19 protein-coding genes and 1 other RNA gene are annotated in these 20,839 nt (G+C 60.5%); 16 read left to right on the forward strand and 4 right to left on the reverse strand.

Translation table 11 applies throughout. From position 1 onward, the window contains the following. Positions 1-12 precede the first annotated feature (12 nt). Positions 13-1,974, forward strand: coding sequence for a monovalent cation:proton antiporter family protein (locus AC3GOJ_RS04865; RefSeq protein WP_488236342.1), 1,962 nt, complete (start codon positions 13-15; stop codon positions 1,972-1,974). A 36-nt stretch (positions 1,975-2,010) separates the two neighbouring features. Here the strand turns inward: AC3GOJ_RS04865 and AC3GOJ_RS04870 are convergent, their stop codons facing one another. The 4 genes from AC3GOJ_RS04870 to AC3GOJ_RS04885 all read right to left on the reverse strand — a co-directional run bounded on the left by AC3GOJ_RS04870 (position 2,011) and on the right by AC3GOJ_RS04885 (position 4,275). Then, positions 2,011-2,739, reverse strand: coding sequence for a BON domain-containing protein (locus AC3GOJ_RS04870; RefSeq protein ID WP_488236343.1), 729 nt, complete (start codon positions 2,737-2,739; stop codon positions 2,011-2,013). Next, complete coding sequence (locus AC3GOJ_RS04875; RefSeq protein WP_488236344.1) at positions 2,736-3,329, reverse strand: phosphoheptose isomerase; 594 nt, start codon at positions 3,327-3,329, stop codon at positions 2,736-2,738. The genes AC3GOJ_RS04870 and AC3GOJ_RS04875 overlap by 4 nt, the downstream gene beginning before the upstream one ends. 123 nt (positions 3,330-3,452) lie before the next feature. Continuing rightward, positions 3,453-3,860 (reverse strand): HIRAN domain-containing protein, encoded by a 408-nt coding sequence (locus AC3GOJ_RS04880; protein ID WP_488236345.1) that lies wholly within the window; start codon positions 3,858-3,860, stop codon positions 3,453-3,455. Between the two features lie 31 nt (positions 3,861-3,891). Next, positions 3,892-4,275 carry a YraN family protein gene (locus AC3GOJ_RS04885; protein WP_488236346.1) on the reverse strand — a complete coding sequence of 128 codons (384 nt, stop codon included), beginning with the start codon at positions 4,273-4,275 and terminating at the stop codon, positions 3,892-3,894. A 35-nt stretch (positions 4,276-4,310) separates the two neighbouring features. On the opposite strand from AC3GOJ_RS04885, the gene rsmI reads away from it, so the two are divergent. The 15 genes from rsmI to murB all read left to right on the forward strand — a co-directional run bounded on the left by rsmI (position 4,311) and on the right by murB (position 20,835). Continuing rightward, positions 4,311-5,201, forward strand: a complete 891-nt coding sequence (gene rsmI / locus AC3GOJ_RS04890; protein WP_488236347.1) for a 16S rRNA (cytidine(1402)-2'-O)-methyltransferase — start codon at positions 4,311-4,313, stop codon at positions 5,199-5,201. A gap of 77 nt (positions 5,202-5,278) precedes the next feature. Beyond that, positions 5,279-6,325 carry a dihydroorotase gene (gene pyrC, locus AC3GOJ_RS04895; protein ID WP_488236419.1) on the forward strand — a complete coding sequence of 349 codons (1,047 nt, stop codon included), beginning with the start codon at positions 5,279-5,281 and terminating at the stop codon, positions 6,323-6,325. A 32-nt stretch (positions 6,326-6,357) separates the two neighbouring features. After that, positions 6,358-6,798, forward strand: an RNA gene (gene rnpB / locus AC3GOJ_RS04900) — RNase P RNA component class A. A 342-nt stretch (positions 6,799-7,140) separates the two neighbouring features. Next, complete coding sequence (gene mraZ / locus AC3GOJ_RS04905; protein ID WP_488236348.1) at positions 7,141-7,617, forward strand: division/cell wall cluster transcriptional repressor MraZ; 477 nt, start codon at positions 7,141-7,143, stop codon at positions 7,615-7,617. A gap of 74 nt (positions 7,618-7,691) precedes the next feature. Next, positions 7,692-8,624, forward strand: a complete 933-nt coding sequence (rsmH, locus tag AC3GOJ_RS04910; RefSeq protein WP_488236420.1) for a 16S rRNA (cytosine(1402)-N(4))-methyltransferase RsmH — start codon at positions 7,692-7,694, stop codon at positions 8,622-8,624. Between the two features lie 5 nt (positions 8,625-8,629). Then, positions 8,630-8,896 (forward strand): cell division protein FtsL, encoded by a 267-nt coding sequence (ftsL, locus tag AC3GOJ_RS04915; RefSeq protein ID WP_488236349.1) that lies wholly within the window; start codon positions 8,630-8,632, stop codon positions 8,894-8,896. Next, on the forward strand, positions 8,893-10,659 hold the full coding sequence (locus AC3GOJ_RS04920) for a peptidoglycan D,D-transpeptidase FtsI family protein (protein ID WP_488236350.1): 1,767 nt from the start codon (positions 8,893-8,895) through the stop codon (positions 10,657-10,659). Before ftsL ends, AC3GOJ_RS04920 begins: the two co-directional genes overlap by 4 nt. Continuing rightward, complete coding sequence (locus AC3GOJ_RS04925; protein WP_488236351.1) at positions 10,659-12,167, forward strand: UDP-N-acetylmuramoyl-L-alanyl-D-glutamate--2,6-diaminopimelate ligase; 1,509 nt, start codon at positions 10,659-10,661, stop codon at positions 12,165-12,167. The genes AC3GOJ_RS04920 and AC3GOJ_RS04925 overlap by 1 nt, the downstream gene beginning before the upstream one ends. Before the next feature lie 10 nt (positions 12,168-12,177). Next, positions 12,178-13,647, forward strand: coding sequence for a UDP-N-acetylmuramoyl-tripeptide--D-alanyl-D-alanine ligase (locus AC3GOJ_RS04930; RefSeq protein ID WP_488236352.1), 1,470 nt, complete (start codon positions 12,178-12,180; stop codon positions 13,645-13,647). Between the two features lie 9 nt (positions 13,648-13,656). Continuing rightward, positions 13,657-14,745, forward strand: a complete 1,089-nt coding sequence (mraY, locus tag AC3GOJ_RS04935; RefSeq protein WP_488236353.1) for a phospho-N-acetylmuramoyl-pentapeptide-transferase — start codon at positions 13,657-13,659, stop codon at positions 14,743-14,745. 16 nt (positions 14,746-14,761) lie between these two features. After that, complete coding sequence (gene murD, locus AC3GOJ_RS04940) at positions 14,762-16,228, forward strand: UDP-N-acetylmuramoyl-L-alanine--D-glutamate ligase (protein ID WP_488236354.1); 1,467 nt, start codon at positions 14,762-14,764, stop codon at positions 16,226-16,228. Continuing rightward, positions 16,225-17,391: a putative lipid II flippase FtsW gene (ftsW, locus tag AC3GOJ_RS04945; protein WP_488236355.1), complete on the forward strand. Its 1,167-nt coding sequence runs from the start codon at positions 16,225-16,227 to the stop codon at positions 17,389-17,391. The genes murD and ftsW overlap by 4 nt, the downstream gene beginning before the upstream one ends. Continuing rightward, entirely contained in the window at positions 17,388-18,467 is a 1,080-nt protein-coding gene (murG, locus tag AC3GOJ_RS04950) for an undecaprenyldiphospho-muramoylpentapeptide beta-N-acetylglucosaminyltransferase (RefSeq protein WP_488236356.1), read from the forward strand. Before ftsW ends, murG begins: the two co-directional genes overlap by 4 nt. Then, positions 18,464-19,873 (forward strand): UDP-N-acetylmuramate--L-alanine ligase, encoded by a 1,410-nt coding sequence (gene murC / locus AC3GOJ_RS04955; protein ID WP_488236357.1) that lies wholly within the window; start codon positions 18,464-18,466, stop codon positions 19,871-19,873. The genes murG and murC overlap by 4 nt, the downstream gene beginning before the upstream one ends. Positions 19,874-19,875: 2 nt before the next feature. Then, positions 19,876-20,835: a UDP-N-acetylmuramate dehydrogenase gene (murB, locus tag AC3GOJ_RS04960; protein WP_488236358.1), complete on the forward strand. Its 960-nt coding sequence runs from the start codon at positions 19,876-19,878 to the stop codon at positions 20,833-20,835. The last annotated feature ends 4 nt before the right edge of the window (positions 20,836-20,839 follow it).

Consider the following 20,839-nt stretch of genomic DNA (forward strand, 5'->3'; position numbering starts at 1 on the left):
CCCGCTGCCTTTATGTCTACGTTGTCTCTGGTTCTGATGCTGCTTGCCGCCTCGGTGTTTGGCGTGATCCTCGTACGTCGGATCAATATGCCGCCGATGTTCGGCTATCTGCTGGTGGGGCTGCTGATCGGACCGCATGCCCTGTCTTTGCTGAAGAATGTGAAGGCCGCCAATACACTGGCCGAGTTCGGCGTGGTCTTCCTGATGTTCTCGATCGGGCTGGAGTTTTCACTCGCGCGCCTGTTTACCATGCGCAAGACGGTGTTCGGCTTTGGCATGTCGCAGGTGCTGGTAACGATGACGGTGACCGGTGGATTGGCCATGTTGACGGGACTCAACTGGCAGGCCGGACTGGCGCTGGGGGGGGCCGTGGCCATGTCGTCGACGGCGGTGCTGTCTAAATTGCTGGTCGAGCGCCGGGAGCTGCAGGCACCGCATGGCCGCGAAGTGATGGGCGTATTGCTGGCGCAGGATCTGCTGGTGGTGCCTTTGCTGATCATGATTCCGGCACTGGGTCAGCCGGCCGCCGATATGGCGGTGGAGGTCGGTGTGGCGCTCCTCAAAGCCGGTCTGGTGCTTGGCGTGGTGCTATTCCTTGGCCAGAAGTGGATGCGTCGCTGGTTTCATGTGGTGGCACGCAGTAAATCCTCCGAGCTCTTTGTCCTCAACGTGCTGCTGGTGACGCTGGGATTGGCCTATGTGACGGAAGAAGCGGGGCTCTCACTGGCTCTGGGGGCCTTTGTGGCCGGCATGCTGATTGCCGAAACCGAATACCGGCATCAGGTGGAAGAGGATATCAAGCCGTTCCGGGATGTGCTGATGGGGCTCTTTTTCGTGACGATCGGCATGATGCTGAACCCGACCGTGATCTGGAAAAACCTGTGGCTGGTCCTGGCCCTGGTGGTGGGCGTAGTGCTGATCAAGGCGCTCGTGGTGTTTGTCCTGTCCCGTCTGTTTGGCGGCAGTCAGTCGACCGCCTTGCGTTCGGCGCTCTGGTTGGCGGCCGGTGGTGAATTCGGCTTTGTGCTGCTGACGGAAATTGCCACGGCGCGGCTGGCACCACGGCCGATTATTCAGGTTGTGCTGGCGGCATTGCTGATTTCGATGATGCTGGCGCCGATCATTGTGTATTGGTGTGATCGCATTGTGATCCGCTTCTCGGCCGGGGAATGGCTGGCCCGTTCCATGCAACTGACGCAGCTGGCGGCGGCATCCCTGGCAACGCAGAAACATGCGGTCCTGTGCGGTTTTGGCCGCAGCGGTCAGTCGCTGGCCCGGATTCTGGCGCAGGAACATATCGGTTATGTGGCGCTGGATCTGGATCCGGAACGGGTGCGGGAGGCCGCCAAGGGCGGCGAGTCGGTGATCTTTGGTGACGCCGGTCGCCGCGAGACGCTGATTGCCGCCGGGGTCAAACGTGCCAGCGTGGTGGTGATTACCTTTGCTGATACGCCGACAGCCGAAAAGATTCTGCATTATTGCCGCGAGTTGCGACCAGATCTGCCGGTATTAGTCCGGACGGAAGACGAACGGGATCTGCCGCGGCTGGTGGCGGCGGGCGCGGCAGAGGTGGTACCGGATGCCCAGGAAGCCAGCCTGATGCTGGGGTCGCATGCCTTACTGCTGATGGGCGTGCCGCTCAATCGCGTGATGCGCCGTGCCCGCGACGCCCGGAATGCCCGCTATCGGTTATTGCGCGGGTTCTTTAAGGGGATGTCGGATCAACCGGAAGAAACCGATGCCGAGTCCGCCCGCATGTTTTCGGTGATGATCGAACCGGGGGCCTTCGCGGTGGGTCAAAGCCTGGAGGACCTGGCGCTGCTAGAGGTGGAGGTCAGCGCCATTCGTCGCCATGGCATTCGTGGCCTCGAACCGGGTCCGGAGACCCGCATCCAGGAAGGCGATGTGGTGGTTTTGTTGGGCAGCCCGAATGCAGTGTCTGCGGCCGAAGCCCGCTTGCTGCAGGGCGTTTGATCCCCGGGCGTTGGGCCGCGGCTTTGTGACGCGGTTTTAATTGACGGCCTGGGTGGTTGGCTGCGTGACCGGCGGTGTTGATGCATCACCGCCAGGTAGCGGTGTCACTGTCCCCTGAGTTTTTGCGGCATCATCACGGGCGTTTTGATCCAGCGCCTGAGCCTTGGGTTCTTCGAGGATGGTGATTAACGAGGTTTTAACGACGCGCTGAACGCCTGCCGTGGTGCGCACAATCTCAACGCCGCGCTCCAGCTCACTTTGTGTCAGCATCCCGAAAACGTAAACCACACTGTTTTCGGTAACCACCTTCATGGCGTTGCCTAGCTCCGGTTGGTCATTCACCAGACGTGCTTTCACTTTGGAAGTGATAAAGCTATCGTTGTTACGAACCGCGAGCGATGTCACCGGCCCAACGACCAGCTGATTGTCCACGCCTTTGACACCCGAAATGACTTTGATGGCATCTGTTGCCTTCTGTTTATCGGCGTCGGTTGCCACCTCACCGGTTAGCAAAACCCGATCATTGAAGGCGTTGGCGATGATGTGGGTGTCTTTCGCCGAGCCAATCTCGCCCAGTGGCGAAGCGGCCTGAATATCGATCCAGGCATCTTTGGAGTAGGCGGCAACGGACCGACGATCAGCCAGCACGATCGCACTCGCGGCCACGGCACCGATGATAGCCGTTTCTATACAGGCCGTTAGCTGGGTGGTCAGGCAGACAGCCGCCAGGGCTGTGACGATGGTGCGCTTGGCGGGTACTTTCATGCGTCTTCTCCGAGTAACGAGACGTCAATGCCATCACAGAGTGCGTGAATGATGGTGAGGTGGGTTTCCTGCGTGCGGGCGGTGCGGTCCGCAGGGGCGCATAGATGTACATCACCATCGCGCAGCAGGGCACCGATCTGACCGCCGCCTTTGCCGGTGAGGGCGATGATTGTCATGTCGTGCTCATGGGCGGCTCTGATGGCTTCGATGACATTCTTCGAGTTGCCGGAGGTGGAGATGGCCAGCAGGACATCGCCCGGATGGCCGAGCGCGCGTACCTGCTTGGAGAACACCACATCGTAGGCGTAGTCGTTGGCGATAGCGGTGATAATCGAGGTATCGGTGGTCAGCGCGATGGCGGCCAGCTCCTGGCGCTCACGTTCGAAGCGGCCCACCAGTTCGGCGGCAAAGTGCTGGGCATCGCCGGCCGAACCGCCGTTACCGCAGGCCAGGATCTTGCCGCCGGCAATCAGCGCCTGGACCATGGTGTCGATCGCGGTGGCGACTGGTGCGCTCAGGGTTTCGGCGGCCTTGAGTTTGGTTTGGGCACTGTCTTCAAAGTGGCGTTTGACGCGGGCTTGCAAATCCATGGGGAACTCCGTCACGGGTGGGCCATTGCCGCTGGGTCCTGGCGTGCCTGGGATCAAGCACTTGAAATGACCCGATGCTGGGGCTGAAAAGTTGGCAAGATCTTAACATGGCCGCGCGGTTGGCTAACGGGAGAGACGGATGCCGATCTCGAAACGTAAGCGCCGCCAGGGTGACTCATCGGGGCGAAGCCCGACGACACGAGCAACCAGGGGTTCACCCCGATCCATGGCGCGCGCCACGGTTTTATTTTCCCGGCGCGGCACAAAGCCCAGCATATGACCCTGCCACAGCACCTGAATCGCGTTAGGGTCGTGTGGGTTGGCGGGGTCGCGCTTTAGTGTGAGCGTATCGCCAACCTTAATTTGCGACACCACTTCGGGTAAGTCATGAAATTGGCTGCCCGCGAGCGGGGATGATTGAATCAGTAAGGTTGCCTGGCCCAGCTGTGTTACGGAAGCGTTTGGCGTTTGCTCTGGTGGGGAAGCACGCGCTGTGCCAGAAAGTACAAAGGCAAAGATCAAGGCGTGCAAAATACAGCGACACCTCCGGTTGTGTCGGCACTTAGTCGGCTTGGAAGGCATCTTTAATCCACGTTAGTTGATTGGCGTCCAGGCTATCCAGCAGCACACAGTCAAAGCGACAAGGGCGTTCTGCTTGTCGTGGATAGCGTTGCAGATAACAGCGGGCGGCATGAATGATGCGGTGCTGTTTGCGGGCGTCGATGCTGGCCGCCGCGCCGCCAAATCGGGCATTGCGTCTCAGCCGCACTTCAACAAAAACGAGGGTCTGGCCATCCAGTGCGATGCAGTCAATTTCGCCGCCGCGCACGCGATAATTCCGCATCAGAATGCTTAGCCCGGCGCGCGTCAGATGGGCGGACGCCAGATCCTCGGCCGCGTTGCCGGTCACTTGCCTGGGCGTGAGCGTGGTATCTTGCTGTGGCATCCGCATATCCAATCAAGATGATTTCTCAAATTTCAATGGCTACTCTAACGCAATCGCCGGGAAACAGCACGGCCACACTTTTTGTCGTGGCGACACCGATAGGCAATCTGGAAGACCTGACACCACGCGCGGCACGCATTTTGCGCGAGGTGGCGGTGGTGGCGGCTGAAGATACGCGGCGCACGGCAACGCTATTGCGTCATGTGGGTAGTGGCGCTTCGATGCTGGTGGCTGATGAACATCACGAACAACGGGCTGCCCAGAAGATTGCAGTGCATCTGGCGGCAGGGCAGTCGGTAGCGTTGGTGAGTGATGCCGGTACGCCGGCGATTTCTGATCCGGGCGGGCGGGTCGTTGCGGCTTTGCGCGCTGAAGGCTGGCCCGTAGTAGCGGTGCCCGGTGCCTGTGCGGCGGCGGCGGCCTTGTCGATTGCCGGTTTAACGCATGCGGGCGGCGGCTGGATTTTCGCGGGCTTTTTGCCAACGAAAACGCAAGAGCGCTTGCGGGTGCTAGCGGATTGGAAAGCGCGCGCAAGCGATGATCTGGCACTGGTTTTTTATGAGGCACCGCATCGCATTGATGAGACGCTGGCTGCTCTGGCAGAAGCGTTTGGCGCTGAGCGCGAAATCCTGATCGGGCGTGAATTGACTAAGGTCTTCGAGCAATCGGTACGCCTGCCTCTGGGCGAAGCGGTGGACTGGTTGGAAAGCGACGCCAATCATGCGCGTGGTGAGTTTGTGTTGGTGATTTTTCCGCCGGTGGAGCAGAAGGCGGCGGCCGTTGGTCTGGATGAAGCTGCTGAAAAGGTTGTACAGACATTGGTTGCCGCCGGCTTGCCCACCAAGCAGGTGGCGCAGATCGCCCAGCGGCTGACCGGTGCGCCCAAAGACCTGCTCTATCAGCGGGCGCTGGCGCTCAAAGACTGATTGTCCGAGAGGGCTGTGGCGGGCGTAAAATGCTGTGATTAACGAATAAGCTCAAGGATGCTGTTGTGACCGCTGCCATTAACGAACTCATTTTTCGCCAACCGGATGATTGGCATATCCACCTGCGTGATGATGATGCGTTGAAGGTAACGGTGCCGCATGTGGCACACCAGTTTGCCCGCGCGATCATCATGCCGAATTTGCGGCCGCCAGTGACTACGGTTGCGGCGGCACGGGCGTATCGTGAGCGCATTCTGGCGGCGTGTCCAACCGGCTCAAATTTTGAACCGCTGATGACGCTGTATCTCACCGATACCACGAGCCCCGAAGAAATTGCCAAAGCCAAAGCCTCCGGTTTTGTGAAGGCTGTGAAATTGTATCCGGCGGGCGCGACCACGAATTCGGATGCCGGTGTGACGGCCATCGAAAAGACCTATCCGGCATTGGCCGAAATGGCCGCACAGGGCATCCCGCTGCTGGTGCACGGTGAGGTGACTGATCCTGCGATTGATCTTTTTGATCGTGAAGCCGAATTTATCGAACAAGTACTCAAGCCCTTGATGCATAAGTTCCCGGATCTGCGCGTGGTCTTCGAGCACATCACCACCGCGGATGCTGCGGCCTTTGTGCGCAGCGCGGGCGCCAATGTGGGCGCAACGATTACGGCGCACCATCTGCTCTATAACCGTAATGCCATCTTCCAGGGCGGCGTGCGACCACACTACTACTGCCTACCCGTGCTGAAGCGCGAGACACATCGCGAAGCGCTTGTTGAAGCGGCGACCTCAGGCTCGGTACAATTTTTCCTGGGCACCGATTCGGCACCGCATGCCAAGCTGACGAAAGAGGCCTCGTGTGGTTGTGCCGGATGCTACACCGCGGGTGAGGCCATGGAGATGTATGCCACGGCCTTTGATGCCGTGGGTGCGCTGGATAAGCTGGAAGGCTTTGCCAGCCTGCATGGGCCGGCTTTCTACGGCTTGCCGGTGAATGAACGCAAGGTGGTATTGCGTCGCGCACCGAGCGTAGTGGCCGCCGGATATCCGTATATCAACGGCGACACGCTGGTGCCCTTAGAGGCCGGTAATACCTTGCCTTGGACCTTCGGCGGTTTCGCCGTCTGAGTCCATTGGCTTCCCACGTATAATGCGTGTGGGAAGTCGCCCAGGCAGCCGCTGCGTACCGCAAGGTGCGGGGAGGAAAGTCCGGGCTCCGCAGAGCAGGATGCCGGCTAACGGCCGGGCACCGTAAGGTGACGGAAAGTCCCACTGGCAGCAGTGGGCAGCAATAGTGAGTGTCTGAGTCCGGTTCGTCCCGTCTCATTGTTGCTGGCAACAGAAAGCAAACCGCCGATGGCGTCAGACGCCAGGTAAGGGTGAAAGGGTGAGGTAAGAGCTCACCGCGTCCGGGGCCAACGCCGGACGGCACGGTAAACCCCATCCGGAGCAAGACCAAATAGGGAAGCATGGCGTGGCTCGCGTCGCTTCCGGGTAGGTTGCTTGAGCGTTCCGGTAACGGATCGCCTAGAGGAATGGCTGCCACGCAGCCGGGGTCTCCCGGTTGTGCACAGAACCCGGCTTATCGGGCGACTTTCCACGCTGATTTTGCTGAATCGATGAATCGCCATCCCCAAAACGGGGTGGCGATTTTTTTTGCGTCCCGCGAAAAATATTTTTGTGGATAACTTTGTGGGCTTTCTTCATCAGGTACTTTAAGTGCCGATTTTGGCCCATTGATTTATATGAATATTTTTTGCGGCAATCGGCTACAAAAAGTGCGCTAACCCCTTGTTGTCATTAGAAAAAATGTGAAAAAACCCCTTGACCGAGGGTTCTTTGTTCTCTAAAGTGGAAAAAAGTGGGGAAAAGTGGGATATCAGTGATTTCCTGCCCGTCCCCGTTCCCTGTCTTCACCGGTTTTACGACACAGAAAACGCTCCATGTCCTTTCAAGGTGCTATCGCTCTGACGCTTGATGCCAAAGGTCGGCTCGCCATTCCGGCGCGTCACCGTGGCGCGCTGTCGGCTGCGCTGGCTGGGCGTGAAGTAACTGCGGAGTCGGGTGGTCTGATCCTGACCGCGCATCCGCACAAGTGTTTGTTGCTGTATCCAGAGCCTGCGTGGACGCCGATTCGGGATCGCATCCTGAAAGCACCGAGTTTTGATACCCGTTCCGCAGCGCTGAAGCGTGTGCTGATTGGTAATGCCCGCGAAGAAGGCATGGATTCGGCCGGCCGTTTGCTGGTGGCGCCAGAGTTGCGTGAATTTGCTGGCCTGGAGCGCAAAGTCTGGATGGTGGGTCTGGGATCTCACTTCGAATTGTGGAGCGATGCCGGTTGGCAAGCTCAAAACGCCGCCGCCGTTGAGGTGCTGCAATCTGCCGAGCCGCCGGCCGGTTTCGAGGACTTCGCACTGTGACAACCCGCGTCGAGGTGAGCAGCCCGGCACCTCGCGCCCCCAGTGTCTCCGCCACCGCAGAAGCCGCCAGCCCGATGTCCGAATTTCATGAGACCGTTTTGCTCGACGAAGCCGTTGAGGCGCTGGCGATTCGCCCGGACGGTTGCTATATCGACGCCACCTTCGGACGAGGTGGTCATTCACGCAAGATTCTGTCGCAGCTCGGCCCGAACGGCCGACTGCTGTCGCTGGATCGGGATCCGCAGGCGATTGCCGCTGGGGCGCTGGTTAACGATCCGCGTTTCACACTGGTGCATACCGCGTTTGACGGCATGGCTGCCGCTGCGGCGCAGGTTGGTTTTGATGTGGCCCGGGTAGACGGGGTGCTGTTTGATCTGGGGCTCTCCTCTCCCCAGCTTGATACGGCATCCCGTGGGTTCTCATTCCGTTTTGATGCGCCGCTCGATATGCGCATGGATACAACACGCGGCCAGACGGCTGCAGCCTGGCTGGCAGAAGTCGACGAAAAAACTTTGGCGGAGGTCATCAAAGATTATGGCGAAGAACGGTTTGCTGTCTCGATTGCAAAGAAGATTGTGGCTGCTCGGGCCGAGCGTCCTCTCACCACAACAGGGGAGCTCGCAACGCTTGTACGTTCGTGCGTGCGCACCTGTGAGCCCGGCAAGGATGCGGCGACGCGTACCTTCCAGGCTGTACGGATTTATCTCAATCAGGAGCTCGGCCAGCTGGCGCTAACGTTGCCGCAGGCCATGGGGCTGCTCAAACCGGGTGGTCGTCTGGTGGTGATCAGTTTCCATTCGCTGGAAGATCGTGTGGTGAAGCGCTTCATGCAGGCGGGTGCCAAGCCCGTCGAGCCGCCCAAGGGCGTGCCACTGACTGTGGCCCAGCTGCCCAAGCCCGAATTGGCGATCATCGGCAAGCCCGTGAAAGCCGGCGCTGCCGAGTTGTCGGTGAACCCGCGGTCGCGTAGCGCCATCATGCGCGTTGCCGAAAAGCTGGCGGCCTGACGATTATGCGCCGCCTCAATCTTTTGCTCATCGTGGTCGTGCTGGTCTCGTCAATTGGCGTGATCACCAGTCAGCACCAGGCGCGCAAGCGTCTGCAGGCGCTGGAGCAGGAGCGCGAGCGCTCACACAATCTGGAAGTGGAATTCGGTCAGCTGCAACTGGAAATGTCGTCGTGGGCGGCGCATACGCGCATTGAAAAAATTGCCCGCGAAAAACTCGGCATGCAGCCCCCGGATATGAAGAAGGTGCAGAAACTCGGAGGGGCGCAATGAGCCGCAAGGATCATCGCTTTACCGAGAGTCCGGTGCTGAAGGATCAGCTGGCCGGCTGGCGCATTCATCTGGTATCAGCCCTGATTTTCGGGGCTTTGCTGGCGTTAGTAGGTCGTGCCTTCTATCTGCAGATTATCAATGAAGATTTTCTGCAGGAGCGCGGCGATGCGCGCTACCGTCGCGTACTGGATATCCCGGCCTCGCGCGGCAAGATTCTGGATCGTCACGGCGACATGCTGGCGCAATCGACGCCGATGCGAGCAGTATGGGCCACCGCCGATGCCAAGCTGGATAAGGATCAGCTGAAAGCGCTGGCCGAGTTGCTGGAAATGGATCCGCGTCAGATCGAGAAAAAGCTGACGGGCGAGAAAAACTTTGTCTATCTGAAGCATCAGGTGTCGCCAGAGAGCGCTGCCCGTGTTGCGGCTTTGAAGCTGCCCGGGATCCAGATGGACCGCGAATACAGTCGTTTTTACCCGGCCGGTGACATGGTGGCCCACATGGTGGGCTTTACCGGTAAAGAAGATAAAGGCCAGGAGGGTGTGGAGCTGGCGTTTGAATCCCGCCTGATAGGCGCTAACGGTGAGCGTACGGTGATCAAGGATCGTCGTGGCCAGATTGTCGAAGAAATCGGTTCGGAGCGGCCGCCGCAGGATGGTGAGGATATCCAGCTGGCGATTGATTCGAAGATCCAGTTCATTGCCTTTAATGCGCTCCGTAATGCCGCCGAAAAGTTTCATGCCAAGGGTGGCAGTGTGATTGTGGCGGACGTTAAGTCTGGCGAGATTCTGGCGCTAGCCAACTGGCCGACCTATAACCCGAATAACCGCTCGCAGTTGTCGGGTGGTCAGCTACGTAACCGGGCTGTCACCGATAGCTTTGAGCCGGGCTCCACCATGAAGCCTTTTATTGCGGCATTGGGTCTGGATCGCGGCAAATATAAATTTGACTCGATCATTAATTGTGCGCCGGGAAAAATGACGATCGGGTCGGCAACGATCAGTGATGCACACCCCTATGGTGCGTTGACGCTGGCGCAGGTGATCCAGAAATCGTCAAACATCGGTGCTACCAAGATTGCCCTGGGTTTTCCATCCGAAGATATGTGGACCATGATGAGCAAGGTCGGCTTCGGTAAACCGCTGGGCCTTGGTTTCCCGGGTGAGGTCGGTGGCCGCTTGCGCCCATGGCAGACCTGGAAGCCGATTGAGCAGGCGACCATGTCCTACGGTCACGGGGTCTCGGTGACCGTTGCCCAGCTGGCGCATGCATACACGGTGTTTGCGCGTGACGGGGATGTGGTGCCGCTCTCGCTGCTCAAGACGACGGGTGCTGTTGCCGGCCAACCCGTGTTCTCGCCGGAAACGGCCCGTCAGTTGCGCCTGATGCTGGAGATGGTGGTCAGCCCGGAAGGGACGGCGCGCAAGGCGGCTGTGCCTGGTTATCGTGTGGGCGGCAAGACCGGGACAGCGCACAAGCTGGTGAATGGTCGCTACGCCAATAAATATCTGGCGTCCTTTGTCGGCATTGGCCCCATGTCCGACCCGCGGCTGGTGGTCGGTGTCGTCGTTGATGAGCCGGTGGGTGCGCACTACGGCGGTGAAGTCGCCGGTCCGGTGTTTTCGGAAGTGATGGGCGGCGCGTTGCGCACGCTCGGCGTGCCACAGGACCAGGACACGGTGCCGGCGATCGTGAAGAGTGCATCGTATGGGGCGGCGACAGCGCATGCTACAGCGCCAGACAAAAAGAAAGGGGCGCGCTGATGTCGCCGCTTTCGACCCGTGAAGACGTGCTGAGCTGGTTGCTGGCGCAAGGTCTGCGCCCTACGGGTGTTTGTGCCGATAGCCGTCGTGTGCGTGCCGGTGATCTGTATGTGGCGGAAGTGCCGGAATCCGGTGCGCGTGCGGTTTATGTGCGCGATGCGTTGGCCAATGGTGCCTGTGCAGTGCTATGGGCCGATGATCTGCCCTTGTGCGCCGCCGAGTTTGGAAGTGCGGCGGTCGTTGCTGTGAGTGGGCTACATGCGTTGGTGGGCCCCGTTGCCCAGCAGGTTTACGGCAACCCCAGTGAAAAGCTGCGCGTGCTGGCGGTAACCGGCACCAATGGCAAAACGACGATTACACAATGGCTGGCACAAACCATGCCGGGCCGTTGTGCAGTGATTGGTACCCTGGGCGCCGGTTATCCGGAGGCCATGGTGGCGACCGGCTTCACGACGCCGGATGCTGCGCAATACGCCCATCTGCTGGCCGATTTTGTCGAAGACGGTGCCACGGCCTGTGCGGTTGAGGCCAGCTCGATCGGGATCGCGGAGGCGCGCATGGCTGGCAGCCATGTGGACTGCGCCGTATTCACCAATCTGACACGGGATCATCTCGACTATCACAAGACCATGGAGGCCTATGCGGCGGCCAAGGCCTGTCTGTTCGGCTGGCCGGATCTGCGGGCTGCCGTGATTAATTACGATGATCCCTTTGGCCGTGAGTTGCTCGATGGCACAACGGCATCCCTGGTGCTGGCCTATGGGTTGAGTACGCGTCCGGCGGATCTGCCGGCATCGGTGCACTGGGTGGGCGCCGATGCGGTGGTGCCGACGGCGCAGGGCCTGAGTGCCACGCTGGTGTTCGGTGACGAGCGCCTCCCGCTGGTGGCGCATGTGATTGGCCGTCATAACTTGTCGAACCTGCTGGCGGTTGCTGCAGTATTGATCGCCCAGGGCCTGAGCCCGGCAGAAATTGTCGTGCACCTCGCGCGTCTGCAGCCGCCGGCCGGCCGTATGGCCTGCCAGGGGGGCGAACATATGCCGCTGGTGGTGGTGGATTATGCCCACACGCCAGATGCGTTGCGTCATATTCTGGCGGCGCTCCGTGATGTTGCTACGGCGCGTGGTGGTCGGTTGGTCTGTGTGTTTGGTTGTGGTGGTGATCGTGATCCGGGTAAGCGTCCGGAGATGGGGCGTGCCGCCGCCCAGGGGGCTGATCATGTCGTGGTGACCTCGGATAATCCGCGCTGGGAAGTCCCTGCCGAGATTATTCGCGCCATTGTTGCCGGTGTGCCGGAGGCGGTGGTGATCGAAGACCGGGCGGCAGCGATTGCCAACGCGATCGCCGAGGCGACAGAAGCCGATGTGGTGCTGCTGGCCGGTAAAGGCCATGAGCTGGATCAGGAGATCCGCGGTCAGCGCTATCCCTTTGACGATACGGTACACGCGCGCAAGGCGCTGGCGTTGTGGGCAAGCCGCCCCCCGTCGGTAGCCCGGGAGGTGGTCTGATATGAGCGCCATGAATAAACCAATGCGCTCCGTGCGTCTGGCCGAAGCGGTACCGCTGTCGCTGGTGACCGACTGGTTGTCGGCACATCTGCCGCAGGGTTGTGGCAGTGAGATGGTGCAGGGCGTTTCAACCGATACCCGCACCTTGCAGCCGGGGGATCTGTTTGTCGCGTTGCGTGGTGCACAATTTGATGCCCACGAATTTCTCGAAGATGTCCGCGAGGCCGGAGCCATTGCGGCCGTCGTTGAGGCTGGGCATCCGGTGCTGAGTTCGCCGGCACTGGATGGCTGGCCGCTGGTGGTGTGTGATGACACGCGCCATGCGCTGGGTGTGCTGGGCCAGGCCTGGCGGGAGCGCTATCAGTTAACAGTGGTCGCCGTTACCGGTTCGAACGGCAAGACCACGACCAAGGAGCTGATCAGTCATCTGTTCCGCGAAGAAGCGGGTGATGAGGCGGTGCTTAGTACCTTGGGCAATTTCAACAATGAGATCGGTCTACCGCTAACGCTATTGCGTCTGGGGCCGCAGCATCGCTATGCCGTCATTGAACTGGGCATGAGCCATCCGGGTGAAATCGCCGCCCTGGCGCAGTTGGCAGAACCGTCGATTGCCGTCGTGACCAATGCGCAGCGTGCGCATCTGGCGGGGATGGGTTCTCTGGCTAGTGTGGCCGATGAAAAAGGCAGCCTCTTCGATGTGCTGCCGGAAGGCGGTACAGCGATTGTCAATCTGGACGATCCGCACGCGTCGTCGTGGCTCAACCGGATCCGTGCCGGTCGTCGAGTTTTAGGCACAACGGTCGGTGCGCATGAGATCACCGATGCCGCTGTTGCAGCGGCACCAGCTTTTGCCATCACGTCCATCGAAGCGGCGGCGGGATCGACGGCGCAGAGCCTGATCGTGCAGACGCCCAAAGGCGCGATGGCGGTGAATCTGCCGCTGGCGGGTAGCCATAACGCGAGTAATGCAGTGCAAGCCATGGCGGCCGGTTATGCCGCGGGTCTGGATGTGGCGCAGATGGCAGGCGCACTGAGGGCATTTGATGGCGTGGCAGGCCGTTTGCAACAGAAGTGTGGTGTGGCCGGCGCGGTGGTGATTGATGACACCTATAACGCCAACCCGGATTCCATGCGTGCGGCTGTTAATGTCCTGACGACCCGTGCCTCGGATAGCGACACCGTTCTGGTGATCGGCGACATGGGGGAAGTTGGTCCGGACGCCGCAGCGCTGCATGCCGAAGTCGGTCGTTATGCGGCCGAGCAGGGTGTGGGTGCCCTGTATGCCGTTGGTCCGCTCTCGGTCTCGGCGGTTGCCGCTTACGGCAATGCCTGCCCGCAAAGGGCAAAACACTTCAAGACACAGGAAGAGCTCGTCGCTGCGCTGCGGCCGATGCTGAGCAAGCGCTCACGGGTTCTGGTTAAAGGTTCGCGTTCGGCACGGATGGAAAACGTGGTGAATGCACTGATTGAAAACGCGTAGGAAATAACGATGCTACTTTGGCTCTCGGAATGGTTGGCTCAGGATGTGCGGGCGTTCAACGTCTTCAATTACCTGACGCTGCGCACCGTGCTGGCAGCGCTCACTGCGCTGGTCATCAGCTGGGTGGCGGGCCCAGCCGTGATCCGCTGGCTCGCCGCCAAGAAGATCGGTCAGGCCGTCCGCACCGATGGACCGCAGACGCATCTGGTCAAATCAGGCACACCAACCATGGGTGGCGTGTTGATCCTGATCGCCACCGGTCTGTCGACGCTGCTCTGGGGCGATCTGGAAAACCGTTACGTCTGGATCGTGCTGCTGGTGACCCTGGGTACGGGTGCCGTCGGTTGGTATGACGACTGGCGCAAAGTGGTGTATCGCGATCCCAAAGGCCTGGCCAGCCGCTGGAAGTTCTTCTGGCAATCCGTGATCGGTCTGACCGCTGCCGTTTTTCTCGGTCTGACCGCAAACACGCCGGTACAGTTCGAACTCATTCTGCCCTTCTTCAAGGACGTGGCGATTCCTCTGGGGCTGGTGGGTTTTATGGTGCTGACCTATCTGGTGATCGTTGGTACGTCGAATGCCGTGAATCTGACCGATGGTCTGGATGGCCTGGCCATCATGCCGGCCTGTATGGTGGCAGCGGCGCTCACGATCTTTGCTTATGTAGCCGGTAATGCCGTGTATGCCAAATATCTGTTCATGCCTTATGTGCCGGGTGCCGGTGAGATCTGTGTCCTGCTCGGTGCACTGGTTGGTGCGGGCCTGGGTTTCCTATGGTTCAACGCGTATCCGGCGGAAGTCTTTATGGGGGATGTGGGCGCGCTGGCGATTGGTGCAGCGCTCGGTACCACGGCGGTGATTGTCCGTCAGGAAATCGTGCTGTTCATCATGGGCGGTGTCTTCGTGGCCGAAACCGTCTCCGTCATGATGCAGGTCGGTTATTTCAAGGCCACCAAGGGCAAACGCATTTTCCGGATGGCACCGTTGCATCACCACTACGAGCTGGGGGGCTGGAAAGAAACCCAGGTGGTTGTGCGCTTCTGGATCATCACCATCGTTCTGGTCCTGCTGGGCCTCTCCACCCTGAAACTCCGTTAATTTTAAAGCCATCATCGTGACGCTCGCGCTTCCTTCCTCACAAACCCAACCGGCAGACCTACAGGGTCGTCGCGTGCTGGTGGTCGGCCTCGGTGAATCCGGGTTGGCCATGGCGCGCTGGTTGCATCAGCAGGGTGCGCAGGTGGCGGTGGTGGACACGCGGGCCGAGCCGCCCGGCGTTGCCGTACTGCTCGCAAACGTGCCGGATGCCGAGTGGCGCAGCCGCGGTGTGGACCTCGAAGGGGTGTTGATCGAAAGTTGTCTGGCGGATGTTGATCTGCTGACACTCTCGCCAGGCGTCGCCTTTGATAGCCCGCTGGTGGTTGCTGCGCAGTCACGGGGTATCCCGGTCTGGTCCGAGGTGGATTGCTTCCTGGTTGCCTGTAACGCGTGCTGTCCTGTCAGCAAGATTCTGGCGATCACCGGTGCGAATGGCAAAACCACGACGACGGCATTGGCGGCCCATCTGCTCAATGCCGCAGGTGTCGATGCGGTGGCCTGCGGCAATATCTCGCCATCCATGCTGGATGCCTTCATGGTACGCGCGGCAAATGGTGTCTGGCCGCAGGTCTGGGTGCTGGAATTGTCGAGCTTCCAGCTGGAAGCGACACAGTGTATGCGCAGTGACGCCGCGATCATTCTCAATCTGAGTGAAGATCACCTGGATCGCCATGTCACCATGGCGGGTTATGCGGCCGCCAAGGCGCATGTGTACCAGCATTGCGCCCATCCGGTCCGGAACCGGGCGGATCCGTGGGCCGATGCCTATGGCCTGAATCAGTCGCTGGCCCAGAGCATCGGCGACGATACGCCGACCCGCGCCGCTGATTTTGGTCTGGCGGACGGCTGGATCGTGCGTGGCGTCGAGCGTCTCATTGAAACCGCGGCGTTGCCGCTGCTGGGTCGTCATAATGCGCTGAATGTGCAGGCGGCGCTGGCGCTGTGTGCGGTGGTGCTGCCGACCGGGAAATCTTTAGCCGATCTGCTGCCAGGGGTTCGCTCGTTCCGGAGTCTGCCGCATCGTGTGACGTTGGTGGCAACGATCGACGATGTGCGTTACGTCGATGACTCGAAAGCAACCAATGTGGGCGCCACCCTGGCGGCCATTGATGGCCTGTTTGATCCGGTGCAACCCACGAAGAAGCTCGCCTTGCTGCTGGGTGGGGAGGGCAAAGGCCAGGACTTTGCGCCGTTGGCCGCGGTGATCGAACGCGCGGCCCGAGCCGTGGCGCTGATCGGCAAGGATGCCGCAGCGATTGCCGCTCATCTGCCGGCCGATGTGCCTGCACGGCGCTTTGAAGATCTGCCGACGGCCACCCGCTGGCTGGCTGATCAGGCGCTACCGGGCGATACCGTGTTGCTGTCGCCGGCCTGCGCCAGCCTGGATATGTTCCGCAACTATGCCGAGCGCGCCGCCGTATTTGTTGCGGCTGTGGCGACGCTGGGCAGCTGTGCCGCAGTGAAAGACGGGAGGGCGGCATGAACCGTCTGATGCGTATTATCAATTCTCCGGAAGAGCAGTCCGAAGTCGATCCGCTGCTGGTCTGGAGTGCCCTGGCGCTGCTGCTGATCGGCCTGGTCATGGTGTATTCCTCCTCGATCGCCTTTGCCGAGGGTAGTCGTATTTTCGGTCGTAATCCGAACTACTTCCTGATCCGTCACGCTATCTTCCTGACCATCGGTCTGGCGGCGGCCGGTGCGGCCTTCCAGGTGCCGATTCAGACCTGGCAGCGCTGGTCGCCCTACCTGTTCCTCGGCGGTATTGTGCTCCTGATGCTGGTGCTGATTCCGGGGCTCGGGCGCGATGTCAACGGTGCGCGTCGCTGGTTGCCCCTATTCGTGGTCAATCTGCAGCCTTCCGAGCTGATGAAGCTCTTTGTCGTGCTCTATGCCGCCGACTTTACCGTACGCAAGATGAACGTCATGCATAGCCTGAAGAAGGCCTTCCTGCCGATGTTCGCAGCGATGGTGCTGGTTGGCTCGCTGCTGCTCAAAGAACCGGACTTCGGTGCTTTTGTCGTGATCATTTCGATTGCCTTCGGTATCCTCTTTCTAGGTGGCATGAAGATCAAGCCCTTCGTCATTCTGATTCTGCTGCTGCTGGTCGCCTTTGCCATCTTGATTATCGTGTCGCCCTACCGACGAGACCGGATCTTCGGTTTCATGGATCCCTGGGCGGATGCCCTGGGCCGGGGTTACCAGCTGTCGCATTCACTGATCGCCTTCGGTCGTGGTGAGTTCTTCGGGGTCGGTCTCGGTGCCAGCGTTGAAAAACTGTTCTATCTGCCGGAAGCCCATACGGACTTCCTCATGGCCGTGATTGCCGAAGAACTCGGATTTGTGGGCGTGGTCGTCGTGATTGCGCTGTTCGGTCTGCTCATCCAGCGCATCATCATGGTCAGCAAACAGTGCCTCAAGCTGGATCGCTGCTTCCCGGCGCTCGTGGCGCAAGGGATTGCCATCTGGATCGGCGTACAAGGTTTCATCAACATGGGGGTGAATATGGGTCTGCTGCCGACCAAAGGCCTGACCCTACCCATGATGAGTTTTGGTGGTTCGGGCATTCTGGTGAACTGTCTGTCGATTGCCATTCTGCTGCGTATCGACTGGGAAAACCGTCAGATGATGCGGGGGCGTCGACCATGACGGTTCAGAAAACCCTCCTGGTGATGGCGGGCGGAACTGGCGGCCATATTTTCCCGGCGCTGGCCGTGGCCGATGTGCTGCGCCAGCAGGGCTGGCGCATTGTCTGGCTGGGTAACCCGAACGGCATGGAAGCCAAGCTGGTGCCGGCCCGGGGTTACGAATGCGCCTGGGTAGCATTCACGGCCGTGCGCGGCAAGGGCATGGCACGCAAGCTCATGCTGCCGGTCAATCTGCTGCGCGCCTGTCTGGCCGCACGTCGGGTGATCAAAGAGGTGCGTCCGGATGTGGTGATGGGCATGGGCGGTTACATTACGTTCCCCGGGGGTGTGATGGCGCGTCTGTCAGGGGTGCCGCTGGTCATCCACGAACAGAACGCCGTGGCCGGTTTGGCGAACAAGGTGTTGAGCCGCATCGCCACACGTGTGCTGAGCGGCTTTCCGGAAACGCTGCCGCAAGCCGAATGGGTGGGTAACCCGGTACGCGCCGATATTGCCGGACTGGCTGAGCCTTCGGTTCGTTATCGTGAACGTGACGGTCAGCCGCTGCACATTCTGGTGGTGGGCGGTAGCCTCGGTGCGCAGGCGCTGAACCAGCAGATGCCCCAGGCGGTGGCGGAATTGAACGACGCTGAACGTCCGCAGGTGCGTCATCAGACCGGTACGCGCGACCTTGAGTCGGTGCGTGCCGCCTACACGGCGATCAACGTAAATGCCGATGTGCAGCCGTTCATCGATGACATGGCCGCAGCGCTGGCCTGGGCGGATCTGGTGGTGTGCCGTTCGGGTGCGCTGACAGTGGCCGAACTGGCCGCCGCTGGCGTGGCCAGTGTGATGGTGCCCTTCCCGCATGCCGTGGATGACCACCAGCGCGTGAACGCCGAGTTTCTGGTGCGGGGTCACGAGGGCGTGACCGCTGGCCATTGCGTGGTGCAGCACGCGCTGACACCGGCGGGCCTGGCACAACTGCTGCGCCAATCGCGTACCGAACTGACCCAACAGGCAACGGCTGCACGTGCGCTGGCGCGTCCGGAAGCGGCACAGGCCGTTGCCACGATTTGTGAGGAGCTCGCCGCATGAAACACAAGATTCATCATCTGCATTTCATCGGTATCGGTGGCGCCGGCATGAGCGGTATTGCCGAGGTGCTGCTCAATCTAGGTTACACGGTCAGCGGTTCGGATATGCAGGCCGGTGCTGTCACCCAGCGTCTGGGTGCGCTGGGCGCACGCATCGTGCTTGGCCATCGGGCAGCCAATATTGCGGGTGCCGATGCGATTGTGGTGTCGACGGCCGTGCAGGCCGATAACCCCGAGGTGGTTGCCGCCCGTGCAGCGGGCATCCCGATTGTGCCGCGCGCCCAGATGCTGGCCGAGTTGATGCGCCTGAAGCAGGGCATTGCGGTGGCCGGGACGCATGGCAAGACGACCACGACCAGCCTGATTGCGTCGATTCTGGGTGAGGGCGGCTTTGATCCGACCTTCGTGATTGGCGGCCGCCTCAATGCCGCCGGCGCGAATGCCCGTCTGGGTAAGGGTGATTTTCTGGTGGCCGAGGCCGATGAATCCGATGCCTCTTTCCTCCGGCTGTCGCCGGTGATCTCGGTGGTCACCAATATCGATGCCGATCACATGGAAACCTATGGCCATGACTTCGGCAAACTGAAACAGGCTTTCGTCGATTTTCTGGAACGTCTGCCGTTTTACGGGGTGGCCGTACTGTGTACCGATGATCCTAATGTGAATGACATCATGCCGCGGGTGACCAAGCAGATCGTGCGCTACGGTCTCAACGAACAGGCCAATATCCGTGCCGAGGATGTGCGGGCCGACAATGGTCGTATGCACTTCACGGCCGTGCGCCGCAATGGTTCGGTGTCGCGCCTGCCGATTACCCTGAATCTGCCGGGTGTGCATTACGTACAGAACGCCCTGGCTGCGATTGCCGTGGCGACGGAAGTGGGGGCTTCCGACGAATCGATCGTCAAGGCGCTGGGTGAGTTCCGCGGTGTTGGACGGCGCTTTCAGCGTTATGGCGAGTTGCCGCTAACTGCGGGTGGCAAGGTCACCGTGATCGATGACTACGGGCACCATCCGGTCGAAATGACGGCCACGATTGCCGCTGCGCGTGGCGCTTTTCCGGGCCGCCGTCTGGTGCTGGCCTTCCAGCCACATCGCTACTCGCGCACCCGCGATTGCTTTGAAGACTTTGTCCAGGTGCTGGGTACAGTGGATGTACTGCTGCTGACCGAAGTCTATGCCGCCGGTGAAGCGCCCGTCGTGGCGGCCGATGGTCGTGCTCTGTCCCGGGCATTGCGGGTAGCCGGCAAGGTAGAGCCCTTGTTTGTGGAGTCGGTGAATGATCTGCCGTTGGCGCTGATTGATACGCTGCGCGATGGGGATGTGCTGTTGACCATGGGGGCCGGTTCGATTGGTGGCACCGCAGCGAAACTGTTTGAAGCCCTGGGCGCGGTTGCCGAGCAATGATGATGAACGAACCCCGCCACTTCGCTCCAGCGCCGGTCGCCTTACGCGGTCAGTGGGCTGAGCACGTTGCCATGGCAAGTCATGTGTCGTGGCGGGCGGGGGGGGCTGCGCGTCAGGCCTATACGCCGGCGGATCTGGATGATCTGGTCGTCATGCTAGGTCAGCTGCCGGCCTCAGAGCCGGTGTTGTTTGCCGGCCTGGGCAGTAATCTGCTGGTGCGTGACGGCGGCTTTAATGGCACGGTCGTGTTCCTGCACGCCGCACTGAATACACTGCGTGTAGAAACCCTGGCCGAGGTGGGTGACGTGATTTATGCCGAAGCGGGGGTTGCCAGCCCGAAGGTGGCTCGTTTTGCCGCCAATCTGGGTGGCAATGCCGCGTTTATGGCGGGCATTCCCGGGACGGTGGGTGGTGCTTTGGCGATGAATGCGGGTTGTTATGGTGCCGAGACCTGGCCGTTTGTCGTGCAGGTGTGCACCATTGATCGTCAGGGGCAGCGCCATATCCGCACGGCGGCTGACTACGAGATCGGCTATCGTCATGTGGTCGCTCTGAATGATCCTGCCGCAGGAGAAGTCTTTGCAGCCGGTTGGTTCAAGTTCCCGGCACAGGATAAAGCCACCGCGCGAGAAACGATTCGTACGCTGCTCGAAAAGCGCGTGGCCAGTCAGCCGCTGCGTTGGCCGAATGCCGGTTCGGTATTCCGCAATCCGCCGGGTGATTTTGCGGCACGTCTGATCGAAGCGACCGGACTCAAGGGCTTGCGGATCGGTGGTGCTGAGGTCAGTACGCAGCATGCAAATTTCATCGTCAATCACGATGGCAGCGCCACGGCGGCCGATATCGAAATGCTGATCACGACGGTGCAGGCACGTGTTGCCGCAGCGACCGGCGTTGAACTGATCCGTGAAGTGCGCATCGTGGGTGACGCACTGTCTTCAACTTCTGTTTCAGGGTCTTAACATC

The sequence above is a fragment of the Fluviibacter sp. genome (assembly GCF_057744235.1).

Coding starts and splice junctions, on each gene's coding strand:
- AC3GOJ_RS04865 (WP_488236342.1), top strand. CDS start 13: ATGTCTACGTTGTCTCTGGTTCTGATGCTGCTTGCCGCCTCGGTGTTT.
- AC3GOJ_RS04870 (WP_488236343.1), bottom strand. CDS start 2,739: ATGAAAGTACCCGCCAAGCGCACCATCGTCACAGCCCTGGCGGCTGTC.
- AC3GOJ_RS04875 (WP_488236344.1), bottom strand. CDS start 3,329: ATGGATTTGCAAGCCCGCGTCAAACGCCACTTTGAAGACAGTGCCCAA.
- AC3GOJ_RS04885 (WP_488236346.1), bottom strand. CDS start 4,275: ATGCCACAGCAAGATACCACGCTCACGCCCAGGCAAGTGACCGGCAAC.
- rsmI (WP_488236347.1), top strand. CDS start 4,311: ATGGCTACTCTAACGCAATCGCCGGGAAACAGCACGGCCACACTTTTT.
- mraZ (WP_488236348.1), top strand. CDS start 7,141: ATGTCCTTTCAAGGTGCTATCGCTCTGACGCTTGATGCCAAAGGTCGG.
- rsmH (WP_488236420.1), top strand. CDS start 7,692: ATGTCCGAATTTCATGAGACCGTTTTGCTCGACGAAGCCGTTGAGGCG.
- ftsL (WP_488236349.1), top strand. CDS start 8,630: ATGCGCCGCCTCAATCTTTTGCTCATCGTGGTCGTGCTGGTCTCGTCA.
- AC3GOJ_RS04920 (WP_488236350.1), top strand. CDS start 8,893: ATGAGCCGCAAGGATCATCGCTTTACCGAGAGTCCGGTGCTGAAGGAT.
- AC3GOJ_RS04925 (WP_488236351.1), top strand. CDS start 10,659: ATGTCGCCGCTTTCGACCCGTGAAGACGTGCTGAGCTGGTTGCTGGCG.
- AC3GOJ_RS04930 (WP_488236352.1), top strand. CDS start 12,178: ATGAATAAACCAATGCGCTCCGTGCGTCTGGCCGAAGCGGTACCGCTG.
- mraY (WP_488236353.1), top strand. CDS start 13,657: ATGCTACTTTGGCTCTCGGAATGGTTGGCTCAGGATGTGCGGGCGTTC.
- ftsW (WP_488236355.1), top strand. CDS start 16,225: ATGAACCGTCTGATGCGTATTATCAATTCTCCGGAAGAGCAGTCCGAA.
- murG (WP_488236356.1), top strand. CDS start 17,388: ATGACGGTTCAGAAAACCCTCCTGGTGATGGCGGGCGGAACTGGCGGC.
- murC (WP_488236357.1), top strand. CDS start 18,464: ATGAAACACAAGATTCATCATCTGCATTTCATCGGTATCGGTGGCGCC.
- murB (WP_488236358.1), top strand. CDS start 19,876: ATGAACGAACCCCGCCACTTCGCTCCAGCGCCGGTCGCCTTACGCGGT.